Genomic DNA, 15,163 nt, shown 5'->3' with positions numbered 1-15,163 from the left:
CAATCAGAACTAAATTACTGAGGTAGTGTGTGGATATTTTTCCAATCTCGTTAAAGTTGCAACAGCAACGCTGTCTGATTGTCGGTGGCGGCCATATTGCCTACCGTAAAGCCGGTTTACTGCAAAAAGCAGGCGCTATTATTGATGTGGTGGCGCCGGACATTGATGCCGCTTTACTGGAACTGGTCCAGCAGAGCCAGGGGCATTATGAGGCTGCTGCCTTCAATACTGAAATTCCGCTGCGCCAGTATCGTCTGGTGATTGCCGCCACTGATGATGCAGCAATCAACCGTCAGGTGTTTGAGGCCTGTGAAGCTGAAAATGTGCTGGTCAATAGTGTCGATGATCCGCCACATTGCCGCTTTATGGTGCCGGCCATTGTCGACCGTTCGCCTTTGCTGATTTCAGTGGCCACGAATGGTGCATCGCCGGTGTTGTCGCGCCAGATTCGCACCCAATTGGAAACCAGTATTCCGCATGGCATGGGCAAACTGGCGAGTTTTTCCGGTCAATGGCGTGCTGCGGTTAAGGCCAAAATCCAGAATCCGGATGAACGCCGGATTTTCTGGGAAAACCTGTATGCCAGTCCGCTTAAAGAGCAGGTCTTTAATGACAATCTGCAAGAAGCCAATCGTTTGATTGAGCAGGCCTTGCAGGAATGGACCACGCCAAAAGGCGAAGTGTATCTGGTCGGTGCCGGTCCGGGTGATCCGGAGCTGTTGACCTTAAAAGCACTGCGCTTGATGCAGCAGGCCGATGTGGTGATTTATGACCGTCTGGTGTCTGATCCGATTATGGAGCTGTGCCGCCGTGATGCTGAAAAAATTTATGTTGGGAAAGCACGTTCCAACCATGCTGTGCCACAAGAGGGCATTAATGCCTTGCTAGTCAAGTATGCGCAGGAAGGTAAACGTGTTTGTCGTTTAAAAGGCGGTGATCCGTTTATTTTTGGCCGTGGCGGTGAAGAAATTGAAGAGCTGTTTGCTGCAGGAGTGGCTCTTCAGGTGGTGCCGGGCATTACCGCAGCATCGGGCTGTTCAGCTTATGCCGGTATTCCTTTAACCCATCGCAACTATGCGCAAAGCGTACGTTTCCTGACCGGGCATTTAAAAGAAGGTTCACCGGAACTGCCGTGGAGCGAGCTGGTCTATGAAAACCAGACTCTGGTGCTGTATATGGGACTGGTGGGACTGGAAAAAATCTGCCAGAAACTGATTGCCCATGGCCAGCGTCCGGATATGCCAGTGGCCTTGGTGTCTAAAGGCACCACACCGGAGCAGAAAGTGGTGGTCGGGACTTTGGCGGATATTGCATCTAAAGTCACTGAACATCAAATTCAGGCGCCCACCCTGACCATTATTGGTGAAGTGGTGAAGCTGCGCGAACAACTGCAATGGCATGAGCGAGGATAAAGCAACGCACTGCGTTGCCCGAGCGCAAGGCGAAGGCTGCGCCTGAGTAAAGAGGATAAAGCAACACAACGTGTTGCCCGAGCGCAAGGCGAAGGCTGCGCCTGAGTAAAGAGGACAAAGCAACACAACGTGTTGCCCGAGCGCAAGACGAAGGCTACGCCTGTCAAGTGGCAGCTATGATGAATCATGGTTGCCGGAGATGCAAAAGGGCAATACTGCGTAGCGCTTTAACCCTGACAGCATCCTTGTCCCATCAAGAAAGTTTAATTGCTTAAATCAACCAGATAGTGAGTAAAAAGTGATCCACGTTGTGTTATATGAGCCTGAAATTCCTGCCAATACCGGTAATATTATCCGGCTTTGTGCCAATACCGGTGCTCAGTTACATCTGGTCAAGCCCCTGGGTTTTGAGCTGGATGATAAAAAGCTGAAACGTGCCGGTCTGGATTACCACGAATGGGCGCGGATGCAACTGTGGGATTCAATTGAAGACTGTCTGGCCGATTTGGCCAGTAAAGGCGTAGGTGTGGATGCGGTGTATCCATTAACCACCAAGGGGACAGAAACCCCGCATACTTCGGATTTAAACCGTCCTGTGGCCTTGTTGATGGGACCAGAAACCCGCGGTTTGCCTGAGCATGTGCGTTTGATGTTCCCACAAGAGCACTGGATTCGCTTGCCGATGGCAGAAAATTCTCGCAGTTTAAACCTGTCGAATGCCACAGCGGTCATTGTCTATGAAGCTTGGCGTCAGCAGGGTTTCCAGCCTTTAAGCTAGGGCAGATCATCGCGAAGAATAAAAAACCAGGATCACTGATCTTGGTTTTTTTATCGCTATTTATTTTTTCAGTGAGCAGGATCAAGCCGTCAAAACTTGACCTGAAATGTGGAAACAAAAAAGGTGCCGAAGCACCTTTTTGAATGACTTAAACTTAGAGTTTATCGTCAAATTCATTGTGTTGTGGCGCAGGGTGTTTAAAGCCTTTGGTTTTATAACCCAGGTATAAAATACCGGCCATTGCCCACCATAAACCATATTTCAATGATGTTTCATCAACTTCAAGCCACAGTGCAAACACCGCGATAAAACCACAGAGCGGCACCACCACAAAGTTCAGAATGTCTTTAACATTGCGGGTACGGCCATCACGTAGCGCATAGCGTGAAATGACTGACAGGTTAACGAAACTGAATGCAGTCAGGGCACCAAAGCTGATCAGGGAAATCACGAAATCCAGATCCATAAAGCCCGCAGTTAAGGCCACCGCACCCACAATCAGAATGTTATAAGACGGTGTGAAGTTACGAGGGCTGATATGACCAAAGATTTTCTTGTTAATCACGCCATCACGGCCCATCACGTACATTAAGCGGGATACACCAGCATGTGCAGAAATACCCGAAGCCATCACCGTTACAATTGCAAAGGTCAGTACATAGGACTGGAACAGTGAACCACCCACCAGCATCAGAATTTCTGGCTGAGTTTCAGCAATATTTTTGAAGTAGCTGCCCGGTTCATTCGGGAAGTAAATCTGCATGAAGTAGGTGCTGACAATAAAGATGATCCCGGCAATTAACGCAGTCAGGAAAATCGCTTTTGGCAGGGTCTTTTCGGTATCTTTGGTTTCTTCTGCCAGCGAGCTTAACGAGTCAAAACCGGTGAAGGAGAAGCACAGTAAGGTAGCACCGGTAATCAGCGCACCGACTGAGGTCAGCTCATTCCAGAATGGTTCCAGGCTCCAGAGCTGATAACGCTGTTCGGCACTAATCGGGCCATCGGCATTAAAACCGGCCTGCAGTTTGGTAAATACCATCCAGGTAAAGATCGCGATGACCAGGAGCTGGATAAATACAATCAGACTGTTGAAGTTGGCGACAAAACGCGCACCGCGCAGGTTGATGCCGGTCATAAACGCGGTCAGCACAATGACCCAGACCCAATGATTGACATCCGGGAATAGCGCTTCCAGATAAATCACAGCCAGAATAATATTCACCATTGGCGACAGCAGGTAGTCGAGCCAGGACGACCAGCCCACCATAAAGCCGACATTGGGGTGAATGGATTTCTGCGCATAAGTATAGGCAGAACCCGAAGATGGGTAGCGGCGAATCATGTGACCATAGCTTAACGAGGTCAGCAAGATTGCAACCAAGGCAAAAATATACGAGGTGGGTACATGAAAATGACTTTCTTCCGATACTAAACCGAAAGTGTCAAATAAGGTCATTGGCTGAATATATGCTAAACCAATAATAATGATGTGCCAGAGCCCTAGCGTTTTTTGCAGTTTAGCTGCCGATTGAGTCCCAGAGATATTTGTCAACGGCGTTATCCTCTTAATCGTTGATCAAGGATCAGTCATGTTCCTAAGGATCGTTTGAGACGAACGATCCCCCCTATCAATAAAACAAAAGTCCGCCAATCTACTCCAAAATGGTTGCTTTTGTCAGTAACTTTTTCAGAAATTTTTAGCAGAAAATATGCCAATCATCTGAATAAATAAGAACTTTTTCTTGGGTATAGTAAAAGCCTGATGCTTAAAAAAACATCAGGCTTCTAGAAATTTTGGCTATATTCGCCTATTTGCTGGAAATTACCAAGCCTTTTTTAAGATAGATTTCAAATCTTCTAGACTGGCTTCTTTCGGGTTGTAAATGATCGAGCCATCGTTTAGGGCTTTTTCGGCCACTTCATCCAGCTGCGCTTCTGTAACCTTGCCGGTTTCACTCAAGGTGCGTGGCAATTTGGTCATGGTATACAGACGGTCGCGCATGGTCAGCAGGGTAGCAATGGCTTTATCGGCACGCAGATGCGCCGGAGTCTGGGCATAAATATCCGGGCCGGCCAATGGCAGCAGCAGTTCGGCAATTTTGTCGCCATTGACATCTTTGTTGTATTCCAGCACATACGGTAAGAACAGGTTCATGCACAGTCCATGCGGCAGATGCGCCACTGCACCTAAGGCATGACCGAGAGAGTGCACCAGACCCACCATCGAATTGGAGAAGGCAATACCAGCCATGGTCGAGGCCTGCGCCAGTTCCAGACGGCCATAGGCATCGCTTGGATTATCCAGCACTTTAAACAGGTTATTGCTGATTTTCTTGATCGCGGCGGTGGCATAGGCATCCGAAATCGGATTCGAGGCCATGCAGCTATAGGCTTCAACCGCATGGGTCATGGCATCCATAGCTGTCATTGCCGTTAAATGCGGTGGCAGGGTCTGGGTCATGCGCGGGTCCAGAATCGCGGCATGTGGCATCAGGTAATAAGAAGCGAATGGCATTTTGACATTCTTTTCAGTATCTGACACCACGGCGACCATGGTGACTTCTGAACCGGTGCCTGAGGTGGTCGGAATCACGAAGAAGGGCTTTAACGGTTTTGGCAGGTTGTGCGCACCGGAATATTTTAGCAGGTCATCGCCGCCTTCCGTCACCAGAATGTTGGTGGCTTTGGAGGTGTCAATCACCGAACCACCACCCACTGCAATAATGGCATCACAGTTGTGGTCACGATACAGCTGCGCGGCTTTACGTACCGTGTCCAGACTTGAATCCTGCGGCACATCATCAAAAATATAGCCAATTTCAGCATCGGTTGATTCAAAAGCCGCCTCAACCGGGGCCAGCAGGTTATTACCACGGACGCCTTTGTCGGTAATGATCAGCGGGCGTTTCGCACCTAAAGTCACCAATTCAAACGGAATGTGTTCCAGTGCGGCATTGCCGGCAATGACTTTGACTGGACAAAAAAATTCGTAATAAGGCTTCGCCATGTTATGCACTCCGTTGGAAATAGGACTGAGCCACTTTCAGGTAAATATGGGCAGCTCCGCTGAGTTTTTCTTTTAAGTTAAGTTCGGATGGGTATTGTTTGATGGCCAGCTCTGCCAGCAGTTTAGGCAAAATCAGGGCTTCCATTTTGTTCAGGCAACGCACCAGACGAATGGCATAAGACAGGTCACCATCGGCAATCATGCGGTCATGGGCAAAGGCCTGTGCCGTACTTTCCTGAAACGAGAACACCAAAAAGGCATGGGTCAGATGCTTGAAGGTAATGACCAGATCGGGTTTGCCATCCAGTTCAGGCAGCAGTTCGAGCTGATGATCTTCAGTCACCCGGGCAATGAACGCAGGTCCATTGGGAAACACTTTCATGGACAGGATAAAATTTGCGGGAAACTTTGCAACTTCCTGTTTTATTTCTTGATCGACCTGGCTTGCCATCACCAGACCTCTGCCAATCACATCCATCATGAGTTTGACATAGGCCTGTTGCAAAGCGGGCTTCACGGTTTTGCTTGAAATCACTCGCTGAGTCCCTTTGTTAACATCTATTATTAGGTTTAGAGTAAATACTCTAATTTATTTCTTATTCAAAAGTAAAGTCATTTAGGCTTGAATGGTTTGAACCTCACTAAAGTAACCACTGTGCTCTAAAGTTTCAATGATATCTCGGCATAAAGTTTCAAACGATGGATAGTCTGGGACTAAATCCTGAATGCGCACCATTTCCAGACCGGCATACCCACAGGGGTTAATGGTTTGAAAACCACTCAAATCACAGTCAATATTCAGCGCTAGTCCATGGTAACTACGGCCTTTGCGGATTTTAAAGCCCAATGAGCCAATTTTACGCTCCGCGACATAGACACCCGGCGCATCTGCTTTGGCATAAGCTTCAATGCCATATTTTTTGAGCAGCGCAATCATCAGGTTTTCGGCATACGATACCAGCGTGCGGACATTCCAGCCCAAACGGTTCAGGTCAAACAGGAAATACGCCACCAGCTGGCCCGGACCATGCCAGGTCACCTGTCCACCACGGTCGGTTTGTACCACCGGAATATGGCTGGGAATCAGAATATGTTCTGCCTTGCCGGCCTGACCTTGGGTCAGCACCTCATGATGCTGCAAAATCCAGAGCTCATCGGGGGTATTGGCATCACGCTGTTCAGTCAACTGCTTCATCTCTAAAAAGCGGTCTTGATACGGTGTTAATTGCGAATACTGGCGAATAATGAGGGTCGGTTTTTGAAGCGCATCGGTCACAGGCTGCGTCCTTAAAAATGAAATCTGCTGATGTGAATTATAATGATTCAGAATAGGAATAGGAGTATGCCTGCTTTAAATTACTGCGCTTGCACGGTACGCCATAAAAAAACACGCATGAAGCGTGTTTTTTTGAAACTTAAAGCGCGGTTTTAATCAGCGGGCAGGCAGCTAAATCGGCATAGACCGCATGTACCTGTTCCAGCTCCTCGAAACGCAGCTGTGCAGTAATCGAGTGGTATTTACCGGTACGCGACGGGGTCACGGTCATTTTGTCGCCATCAAAGTCCGGGAAGTGTTTCACGAAAATATCGTTCACCGCTTGACGCAGCTCTGCACCGGCCAGACCAATCAGTTTAATCGGGTAATCCATCGGAAAAACCCAAAGATGCTCTTGTAATTCACGAGAGGGAGTGCGGTCAATCATAATTACCTCAAAAGATTGAAAACGCCTGCAAGGCGCAGGCGTTTTGGCATTGCTACTTAAATGGGGATGGATTGATCCCAATTCAAGCCGCTGCTGACTTAGTCGTTTTCCAGGAATGAACGCAGGTGTTCAGAGCGGGAAGGGTGACGTAATTTACGTAAGGCTTTGGCTTCAATCTGACGGATCCGTTCACGGGTCACATCAAACTGCTTACCGACTTCTTCCAGAGTATGATCGGTTGGCATATCAATACCAAAACGCATTTTCAGGACTTTGGCTTCACGTTCAGTCAGGTTTTCCAGCACTTCGCGTGTTGCTTCTTTTAAGCCTTCTGAAGTCGCTGCATCGACCGGAGAGGTGATGTTGCTGTCTTCAATGAAGTCACCCAAATGCGAATCTTCATCATCACCAATTGGCGTTTCCATGGAAATTGGCTCTTTGGCAATTTTCAGGACTTTACGTACCTTCACTTCGTCCATTTCCAGACGTTCACCGAGTTCTTCCGGTGTCGGTTCGCGGCCCATTTCCTGCAACAACTGACGAGAAACACGGTTAATCTTGTTAATGGTTTCAATCATGTGTACCGGAATACGGATGGTACGTGCCTGATCGGCAATCGAACGTGTGATCGCCTGACGAATCCACCAAGTCGCATAAGTCGAGAACTTGTAACCACGACGGTATTCAAACTTGTCTACCGCTTTCATCAGACCGATGTTACCTTCCTGAATCAGATCCAGGAACTGCAAGCCGCGGTTGGTGTATTTCTTGGCAATCGAGATCACCAGACGCAAGTTGGCTTCAACCATTTCTTTCTTGGCGCGACGTGCTTTGGCTTCACCCACTGCCATACGTTTGGCAATGTCTTTAATGTCTTTAACATTCAGACCCAGCTCTTTTTCGATGTCGGCAATTTTTTGCTGGAAGGCCAGTACATCAGGACGTACTTTTTCCAGGTAGCCTTTCATCTCTGCAGGAGCTTTGGCAATCTGTTCGTCTAACCATGCCGGATTAGATTCCTGACCCGGGAAAGTCGTACGGAACTGGGTACGGTCCATACGGCCACGACGTACCGCATAACGCATTACTTCACGTTCTGCTGCACGAATCTGGTCATGCGTGCCACGAATCATTTCTGAAATAATATCAAACAGGCGCGGCGCAAATTTGAACATCATGAACACGCTGGCCAGAGCCTGTAACGCAGCTTCCGCTTCTTTGCTGTTACGGCCATGCTTTGCAATGACGTCTTTGGCGTTTTTCCAGGCTTCAGTCAGCTCGGCAAAACGTACTTTGGCAATTTCAGGGTCCGGACCAGAATCCGCTTCAGAATCATCATCCGATTCTGACTCTTCTTCTTCATCGTCGTCATCAAGTTTGACATCTTTGGTTTTGGTGCTCTTGCTGCTCGATTCTTCTTCATCGTCGAGCACGGCTTCATCTTCCAGCACTTCCGGAATTTCTTCATCGGTTTCCGGATCTAAGTAACCTGAAAGCAGATCGGCCAGGCGGCGTTCGCCATTTTCATAATCTTTGTATTCTTGTAGAACCACTTCAACGGCATTTGGCCAGTACGCAATTGAATGCAGCACATCACGGATGCCTTCTTCAATACGTTTCGCGATACTAATTTCGCCTTCTCGCGTTAACAGCTCAACGGTCCCCATTTCACGCATATACATACGCACAGGGTCCGTGGTACGGCCAGGCTCATTTTCTACAGAAGCCAGTACTGCCGCTGCTTCTTCTTCAGCGACTTCATCTGCAGCTTCTGTGGTGTCTTCGAACATCGCATCATCAGATTCAGGTGCACGTTCATGCACAGGAATACCCACGTCCTGAAGCATCTGGATGATGTCTTCAATCTGTTCGCTTTCCGTGATTGAGTCTGGGAGATGATCGTTAACCTCGGCATAAGTTAGGTAACCTTGCTCTTTGCCTCGGCTAATCAGAGCCGCTACTTGCGAAGTAGGGGAAGTCATATCGCTCATCTTTGCTTACTCTTCGTTGAATCTGTGGCAGTGAAAAACCGTGCATGATAGCACAATTTGCTGTAAAAGTTTCTGATTTGATCAATCAAGCATGATTTTATAAAAATGTTTGAAAGCAAAACTGAATAGGAATATGGGGCATCTTGCCCGGTTTTCAAGTCTGGCATCCGTTTTGTCCGCGAAATATTCTTGTCATATGCTTTAAACTATACTTATTCAGATAAGGTCTTCATAAATACACAAATTTTAGCGCGAAATACAAGCCAAAAATAGTCGGGAAAAACAAAAAATATAAATAAAACTTGACAACTTTTTCAAAGGCAGATAAATAGCGGCTAAACCCATTCACATTTTTTCATTCTGAGGTAGTTTTAGTGTCTTCAACAGATTTTGAACTAGATGATAACTACGGTGATGATGATGTCAGCTTCGATGAAGCGGCAGGTAAAATCAGTGCGAAAGAATCGTTAGAAAAACGTCGCCTGATTGATGATCTGCTGGCACAGCGTCGACTGGAGCGTGATCTCAAGGATTTTGATTATGACTTCGACGAAGATGATTTTGACGACGAAGATGACTGAAATTTGGGTTCAGTAAAGTCTTCGGAAAATGCTATGCTATACCTTGTATAGACGATTTTTGGATTTAAGATGAGTGCTTTAGATTTAGACCTGTTGAGTGAATATCTAGATGGTGACCAGAACGAATACGGTCTAGATTTTGCTGCCACTCATGGTTTTTTGTGTGCCATTGCAGTCGGCCCGCAATTTGACCAATGGCTGGATGAACTATTTGAAGGCAACCAGAAAAAAGTGCCGGCAGAAATCGTAGCGCAGGTGAAAACCTGGCTCGAATCCATTCGTCAAAACCTGGCCAATGAAGAAGGCATTGAATTTCCATTCGAAATTGAAGAAGCAGATGTAGAATCGAGCTTGGGCGACTGGAGTGTGGGCTTTGTGGATGCCATGTTCCTGAATGAAGAAGCCTGGTTCACGCCAGAATTTGAAGAACAGCTGGTAGATCTGACTTTACCAATCATGGTGTTTAGCGGCATTGATGAAGAAGACCCGCAAATGGAAAGCTTCCGTCGTAATGGTCAGTTAATGGATGAGCTGGCGGAAGAAATTCCGGACAACCTTAATGAACTGTATTTGATGTATCACACTCCAAACTGATGCAAACCGAATAAATAAAAAAACACCTCCTCGGAGGTGTTTTTTTATAGCCGGATTACATTAGCGGGTCATACGGTTCCAGGCATCACGCACCGCATGTTTGGCATCTTCCCAGGCCAAACGGGTATCGCCCTTGGTGGACTCCCATTCGCTGCGTAAATCGGGTTCTACATCTTCAAAGCGTGTACCCGGTTCATAGCGTGAGCGCTGGGCATAACCGACCCGATAGGCGGCCTGATAATCGCGCTCATAGCTTAAGTCCGGATGTGTGTTTTGCAGGCTGGTATAGTAAGGCTGGCTCTGGCTGTGTTCACGCCAGTAAATATCTTCATCACCTTCGGTCGGGTTTTCGGCTTCTGCAGCGGTTTTACCAACCAGACCACCCACCACGGCACCAATGGTACCTCCGACCACTGCGCCAATTGGGCCGGTGGTAGCCCCGACTGCGGCACCTGTGGCTGCACCGCCGACCGCACCGACACTGGTACCCACCGGATGGGTGCCGGTTTCACCGGTTTTTGGGTTGGCATTCAGCTGTTGCTGCTGCTGTTTTGGCAGCTGTTTGACCTGTTCGCGTTTTTGTTCCTGCTGGCGCTGGGTTTCTATTTCTGGATTCGTCATGTCTGTATCCTCTTGGGGCTGATGATGATCTAAGTAAAATGAATCAAAAAATTAAGATCAAGCGGATCTCTTGAGGTTTAACTTAGATCAGACAGCACCTAGCGCGGGCAGGAGAATTGCACCTTTCACGTTAAGATAAATAACTTATGTCGGTTTCTGGTGACGAAAAGCAGGGCTTACTTACATACGGTTAAATTTTCTATGCAGATGCGCTGTCCGGAAGTCACCCATCTGCACGAAAGAATTTACTTCAGGATAATTTGATTTAACAGTGTCTGAAAATCGACTAACTATTACTGTTTGGCGCAATAAGCGGCATACCAGACGTAGGCGGCATAAAATACCGCACCATGGATGGCGACCATACATAGCATCAACACTGCCATGAGGGCCAGTCCCATTTTCTCAGCCGATTGAATAATCTGCTCCGCATAGGGGTTCATCAGCACCATAAAAAAGATAAACAGGCTGCCAATAATGATGGCCACGGCACTGCTGCCCCAAATCAGCTGAATTCTTTCATCTGAGGTCGGTAGGCGTTTTTCACGTTTTACAAAATGTTTGGCATTGATCAGCGCGACTACCACCAGTGTTGGAAAAAGGGTTAATACCCCAAGATTTAAACCATAAACCAGAACCATGGTCAGCAGGACCAGCGCAATGCTGTAGACCGCAGCCAAATGCAGCAAATAGTGTTTCATTGAATCCCCAAGTTTGGCCTATAGGCAGGCCAATGCACATCACGAAGCGCGTTTACGCATATACCTACGGTATAGAATCCAGCCGATAATCGCAATCACAATTGCAATAATGACATAGCCGACCTGGCTAAAAATTTTCTGCATCAGCGCCTGATTTTCGCCAAAATAAAACCCGACCGCAGCCAGAAAAGTGGTCCAGATGATGGTGCCGAGGCTGCTGTAGAACATGAATTTCCAGAAGGGCATCCGGCTCATGCCGGCGGGAATACTAATTAAAGAGCGTACCGCCGGAATCATGCGTCCGGCAAAGACAATGCGATGCCCATACTGCTCGAACCAGTCCAGTGATTTTTTGACATCGGCCGATTTTAGGAACAGGTATTTTCCGTAGCGGTCGACAAAGCGGAAAATCGCATCATGTTCGAATTTATAGCCGACCCAGTACAGCAAGGCCGCGGCCAGTAGCGAACCGAAACAGCCGGCAACCACGACACCAACAAACAGTAATTCACCTTGTGAGGCCGAATAACCAGCAGAAGGCATAATAATTTCGGAAGGAATAGGGGGGAATACGTTGTCCAGAAACATAAGCAGGGCAATACCGAAGTAGCCCAGCTGTTCCATAATGGAAATAATCCATTCGGTCAGGTTCATAAAGTCAAGAAGGCCTAAAAATTAGACCTTCATGCTAAAGAGGATTGGTTTTTCAGTAAAGAGCTGAAACGTAACTAAAAATCTTCCTCAGTGGTATGCGACAGGGTATGCACATAGACTTTTCGAAGCCCATACGCCACCAGCAGCGGCAAGACAGCGACAATCAGATAACCACTCCAGATATTGGAAAGGTGATAGGCAATAAACATTGCCAGAATCGCGCCGAGCACGGTGCCAAACCCCACAATAAACAAGTGTGAACGCTGTTCAAGCTGCTGTTTCAGGTGGTGCAATTGCAGATCTTGCTGCTGATGCGCTCGTTGCAGTAAGGCAGTACGGAATTGGTGTTTATAGCGTGTTGTTATCGTTCTTTGCATAAGTCAATCCTTGTCCATGGGTGAGAATCTGTACGTCAAAATAAAACTGCATTGTTTTTGTTGTGATTTGGAGTTTAGCCTAAGCATGACTGGCTTCTGTTAGTACCAGAGGGTGCTTTGGTATTGAATTGATTCTGGTATGTGAACAGACGTAAAAAAAGCCCTATAAATAGGGCTTTTTGTAAAATTATTTGTACTGGTTTACATTATTACAGACGTTTGCGTTTTGCCGCTGCAATCTGAGATTGACGCATACGGAAGCCGGCTTTCTGTTTTTCTGTGGTTTTATCAATACAGTATTTACAAGATACGCCGTGTTCATAGCTTGGTTCTGCCACTTCTTCTGGCAGTAAAGGCCAACCACAGGCATGACACTTGGTATTTCGACCTTCTTCCACACCATGCGTAACCGCAGTACGACCATCAAATACGAAACATTCACCTTCCCACAGGCTTTCTTCTGCCGGGGTTTCTTCGAGGTATTTCAAAATACCGCCTTTCAGATGATAAACTTCCTGGAAGCCTTCTTGTAGCAATAACGAAGTGGATTTTTCACAGCGAATCCCACCGGTACAGAACATGGCAATTTTCTTGTCTTTGTGCTGTTCCAGTTCTTTTTTCACATAGTCTGGAAATTCACGGAAGGTTTCAGTTTGTGGATCAATCGCGCCTTTAAAAGTCCCGGCCTTGTATTCATAGTCATTGCGGGTATCAATTAAAATTACGTCATCACGTGCAATCAGTTCATTCCATTCTTTCGGGTCCAGATAATGGCCGACCAGATCACGTGGTTTGACCTCTACACCCAAAGTCACAATTTCTTTTTTCAGCTTGATTTTCATTTTGCGGAAAGGCTTGTCGGCGCTGTGTGACTCTTTATATTCCATCGCGGTAAAGCCTTCGTTTAAAAGAAACTGATGCACCTGATCAATGGCTTCGCGGTCGCCCGCCACCGTACCATTAATTCCTTCACCCGCCACAATGAGAGTACCACACAGGTTGATGCTGTTTACCAAGTCTAAAAGACGTTGTTGTAGATCTGCAGGATCTTGAACTTCTTTGAATTGATAAAGTGCGGCAACAACCCAACCAGAGGTCGCTTGCTGTTCTACAGGTGCAAGCTGTTCTACAGTAGCGTTCATGGAGTACTCCAATGTGATATAAAAAATTTGAGGGGCATATTTTAGCGTGAAAGTGCCCAGATAGCGAGAAATCCAGAACAGAAATATGGTTTTAAATCTGCGATAGAGTCGGCTATGATGCCTATCCTCGCCTATGATTTTACCAAAAGTAATACGGCCGCATTCAGGCCGGCATTACTGCGCTTTTCTGGAGTATATTTTGAGTACGGATCGTCGAATCACCTCATTGACCCCGTGTGCAGGCCGCTGCTCTACGGTATTTGGTGATTCAGTGTGTCGTGGTTGTCGTCGTTTTAATCATGAAGTGATACGCTGGAATGGCTATACCCCCGAACAGCAAACGGCTGTCTGGCAGCGTCTGGATGCCCAGCTGGACCAGATTCTGGTACCAATGTTGCCATTTGCCCGCTTGCCGCAGGTAGAGCATTTTGTCCTGTCAAAGCGGGTGCGTTTACGTCCCGATGCCAGCGCAGGCCGCAAGTTATATCATGCGCTCAAATTATGTGAAAAAAACAAGCATCTGGCCGATGACAGTGGTCTTGGTATTCAGGCCGCGCAGGTTAAACCACTGTGGCAGGAATTTGAGCGTCGGGTACTGGCACTGGCGACTGCGAGTTATGACCTGGCATTTTTACGTGCCGATGGCATTAGCCAGCATTTATTAAAAGTCAGTCTGGAAGAGGATGACTAGTTTTTCATCCTAAGGTTTAAGCAAGAGTAGCGCAGGAGTACCACAGATGATCAATATGGCTGAATATCTGTTGTACTGTCTGGCGGTGGTGATCATGATTGCCACCCCAGGCCCGGTGATGATGCTGGTGATTGGTGCCGGACTCAAAGGTGGTTACCGGCGGGCGTTTCAGACCATTGTCGGGACTAATTTAGCTTCTTTGCTGTTAATTGCCTGCTCGGTGCTGATTTTAAAAGGCATCTTCAATATTCAGGCCTTCTGGCTGGATTTAATTAAGCTGCTAGGCTGTGTCTATATTGCCTATTTGGGGGTGGACATTCTCAAGGAAAGCCGGGCAGCGGCCGGACCGAAACAGGAGACGGCCAGCGCTGTAGGCGGATTTCGGCAGGGTTTTCTGGTCGGGATTTCCAATCCGAAAGATATTCTGTTTTTTAGTGCCTTTTTCCCGCAATTTATTCAGGTCACCAATCATTTTAATGATAGTCTAATCTTGCTGACCGCCAGCTGGATTGTACTGGATTTTCTGACTTTGTCTTTGTTGTATTTGGGTTTTTACCGTTTAACGCTGTCACGCGGTTATCGGCCGGTACTGGCGCTGTGTGGTGCTCTTTTAATTCTGATTGCGCTATATGGCCTGATTAGCACAGCAGGACAGTATCTGTTTTAAATGATCTATGAATATTGACGTCATAAAAAAGCCCGCAATGTGCTAATGCCAGTCAGTTAAGAGATTGACTGGCTTTTTCTTGGGTATTTTTGAGGTTTTCCTTTTACAACCCTTGGATAACTCCTCACTCTTCTCTCAGGTATAACATACCGATTAGATTTCTCCATTAAACTTTCCAGATGTTTGGGTAGATTACCTGCAGAAGCCAAAGAGTCGAATCTGAGTAAATTAAGAAGGGCAATAG

Annotated in this window: 17 protein-coding genes and 1 pseudogene; 6 read left to right on the top strand and 12 right to left on the bottom strand. The window is 47.1% G+C overall.

Annotated elements, in window-relative coordinates:
• Window positions 1–29: 29 nt before the first annotated feature.
• Entirely contained in the window at window positions 30–1,412 is a 1,383-nt protein-coding gene (cysG, locus tag FTU54_RS08760; RefSeq protein WP_180047061.1) for a siroheme synthase CysG, read from the top strand.
• A 298-nt stretch (window positions 1,413–1,710) separates the two neighbouring features.
• Window positions 1,711–2,190 (top strand): tRNA (cytidine(34)-2'-O)-methyltransferase, encoded by a 480-nt coding sequence (locus tag FTU54_RS08755; protein ID WP_045796434.1) that lies wholly within the window; start codon window positions 1,711–1,713, stop codon window positions 2,188–2,190.
• Window positions 2,191–2,344: 154 nt separating this feature from the next.
• Here the strand turns inward: FTU54_RS08755 and FTU54_RS08750 are convergent, their stop codons facing one another.
• From FTU54_RS08750 to rpoD, 6 genes are all read right to left on the bottom strand, one after another.
• A complete protein-coding gene (locus FTU54_RS08750) occupies window positions 2,345–3,742 on the bottom strand; it encodes an APC family permease (RefSeq protein ID WP_005176119.1) in 1,398 nt (465 codons plus the stop codon).
• Window positions 3,743–4,012: 270 nt separating this feature from the next.
• Window positions 4,013–5,197, bottom strand: a complete 1,185-nt coding sequence (locus FTU54_RS08745) for an iron-containing alcohol dehydrogenase (RefSeq protein WP_127799636.1) — start codon at window positions 5,195–5,197, stop codon at window positions 4,013–4,015.
• 1 nt (window position 5,198) lies between these two features.
• On the bottom strand, window positions 5,199–5,732 hold the full coding sequence (locus FTU54_RS08740) for a hypothetical protein (protein WP_180047059.1): 534 nt from the start codon (window positions 5,730–5,732) through the stop codon (window positions 5,199–5,201).
• Between the two features lie 81 nt (window positions 5,733–5,813).
• A complete protein-coding gene (gene lipB / locus FTU54_RS08735) occupies window positions 5,814–6,473 on the bottom strand; it encodes a lipoyl(octanoyl) transferase LipB (protein WP_005176127.1) in 660 nt (219 codons plus the stop codon).
• A gap of 139 nt (window positions 6,474–6,612) precedes the next feature.
• Window positions 6,613–6,900: a YbeD family protein gene (locus FTU54_RS08730; protein WP_005176130.1), complete on the bottom strand. Its 288-nt coding sequence runs from the start codon at window positions 6,898–6,900 to the stop codon at window positions 6,613–6,615.
• Between the two features lie 98 nt (window positions 6,901–6,998).
• On the bottom strand, window positions 6,999–8,891 hold the full coding sequence (rpoD, locus tag FTU54_RS08725; RefSeq protein ID WP_180006803.1) for an RNA polymerase sigma factor RpoD: 1,893 nt from the start codon (window positions 8,889–8,891) through the stop codon (window positions 6,999–7,001).
• 374 nt (window positions 8,892–9,265) lie between these two features.
• Between rpoD and FTU54_RS08720 the strand changes: the two genes are divergently transcribed.
• Window positions 9,266–9,472 (top strand): PA3496 family putative envelope integrity protein, encoded by a 207-nt coding sequence (locus FTU54_RS08720; RefSeq protein WP_005176134.1) that lies wholly within the window; start codon window positions 9,266–9,268, stop codon window positions 9,470–9,472.
• Between the two features lie 69 nt (window positions 9,473–9,541).
• Complete coding sequence (locus tag FTU54_RS08715) at window positions 9,542–10,066, top strand: YecA family protein (protein ID WP_005176137.1); 525 nt, start codon at window positions 9,542–9,544, stop codon at window positions 10,064–10,066.
• A 60-nt stretch (window positions 10,067–10,126) separates the two neighbouring features.
• Here FTU54_RS08715 and FTU54_RS08710 read toward each other — a convergent pair whose 3' ends face one another.
• The 5 genes from FTU54_RS08710 to FTU54_RS08690 all read right to left on the bottom strand — a co-directional run bounded on the left by FTU54_RS08710 (window position 10,127) and on the right by FTU54_RS08690 (window position 13,561).
• Complete coding sequence (locus FTU54_RS08710; protein WP_005176140.1) at window positions 10,127–10,687, bottom strand: glycine zipper domain-containing protein; 561 nt, start codon at window positions 10,685–10,687, stop codon at window positions 10,127–10,129.
• Between the two features lie 293 nt (window positions 10,688–10,980).
• Window positions 10,981–11,388, bottom strand: a complete 408-nt coding sequence (locus tag FTU54_RS08705; protein ID WP_075167535.1) for an ABZJ_00895 family protein — start codon at window positions 11,386–11,388, stop codon at window positions 10,981–10,983.
• Window positions 11,389–11,427: 39 nt separating this feature from the next.
• Complete coding sequence (locus tag FTU54_RS08700) at window positions 11,428–12,042, bottom strand: DedA family protein (RefSeq protein ID WP_005176142.1); 615 nt, start codon at window positions 12,040–12,042, stop codon at window positions 11,428–11,430.
• 74 nt (window positions 12,043–12,116) lie between these two features.
• A complete protein-coding gene (locus FTU54_RS08695; protein ID WP_016659901.1) occupies window positions 12,117–12,419 on the bottom strand; it encodes a hypothetical protein in 303 nt (100 codons plus the stop codon).
• 209 nt (window positions 12,420–12,628) lie between these two features.
• Window positions 12,629–13,561 (bottom strand): rhodanese-related sulfurtransferase, encoded by a 933-nt coding sequence (locus tag FTU54_RS08690; protein ID WP_180047057.1) that lies wholly within the window; start codon window positions 13,559–13,561, stop codon window positions 12,629–12,631.
• A 199-nt stretch (window positions 13,562–13,760) separates the two neighbouring features.
• Between FTU54_RS08690 and FTU54_RS08685 the strand changes: the two genes are divergently transcribed.
• The gene (locus FTU54_RS08685; RefSeq protein ID WP_180047056.1) at window positions 13,761–14,252 is read left to right on the top strand and encodes a DUF1289 domain-containing protein; all 492 of its coding nucleotides are present in this window, start codon (window positions 13,761–13,763) and stop codon (window positions 14,250–14,252) included.
• A 49-nt stretch (window positions 14,253–14,301) separates the two neighbouring features.
• Entirely contained in the window at window positions 14,302–14,919 is a 618-nt protein-coding gene (locus FTU54_RS08680; protein WP_171065068.1) for a LysE family translocator, read from the top strand.
• A 56-nt stretch (window positions 14,920–14,975) separates the two neighbouring features.
• On the opposite strand, the pseudogene FTU54_RS15145 reads toward FTU54_RS08680, so the two are convergent.
• A pseudogene (locus FTU54_RS15145) lies at window positions 14,976–15,163 on the bottom strand (DDE transposase); the annotation flags it as partial.

It is taken from the genome of Acinetobacter sp. YH12116, from assembly GCF_013418895.1.
GTDB classification, from domain to species: domain Bacteria; phylum Pseudomonadota; class Gammaproteobacteria; order Pseudomonadales; family Moraxellaceae; genus Acinetobacter; species Acinetobacter indicus.
Note: the sequence above shows the minus strand (reverse complement) of the source record. Positions and strands in the feature narration are given on the sequence as shown.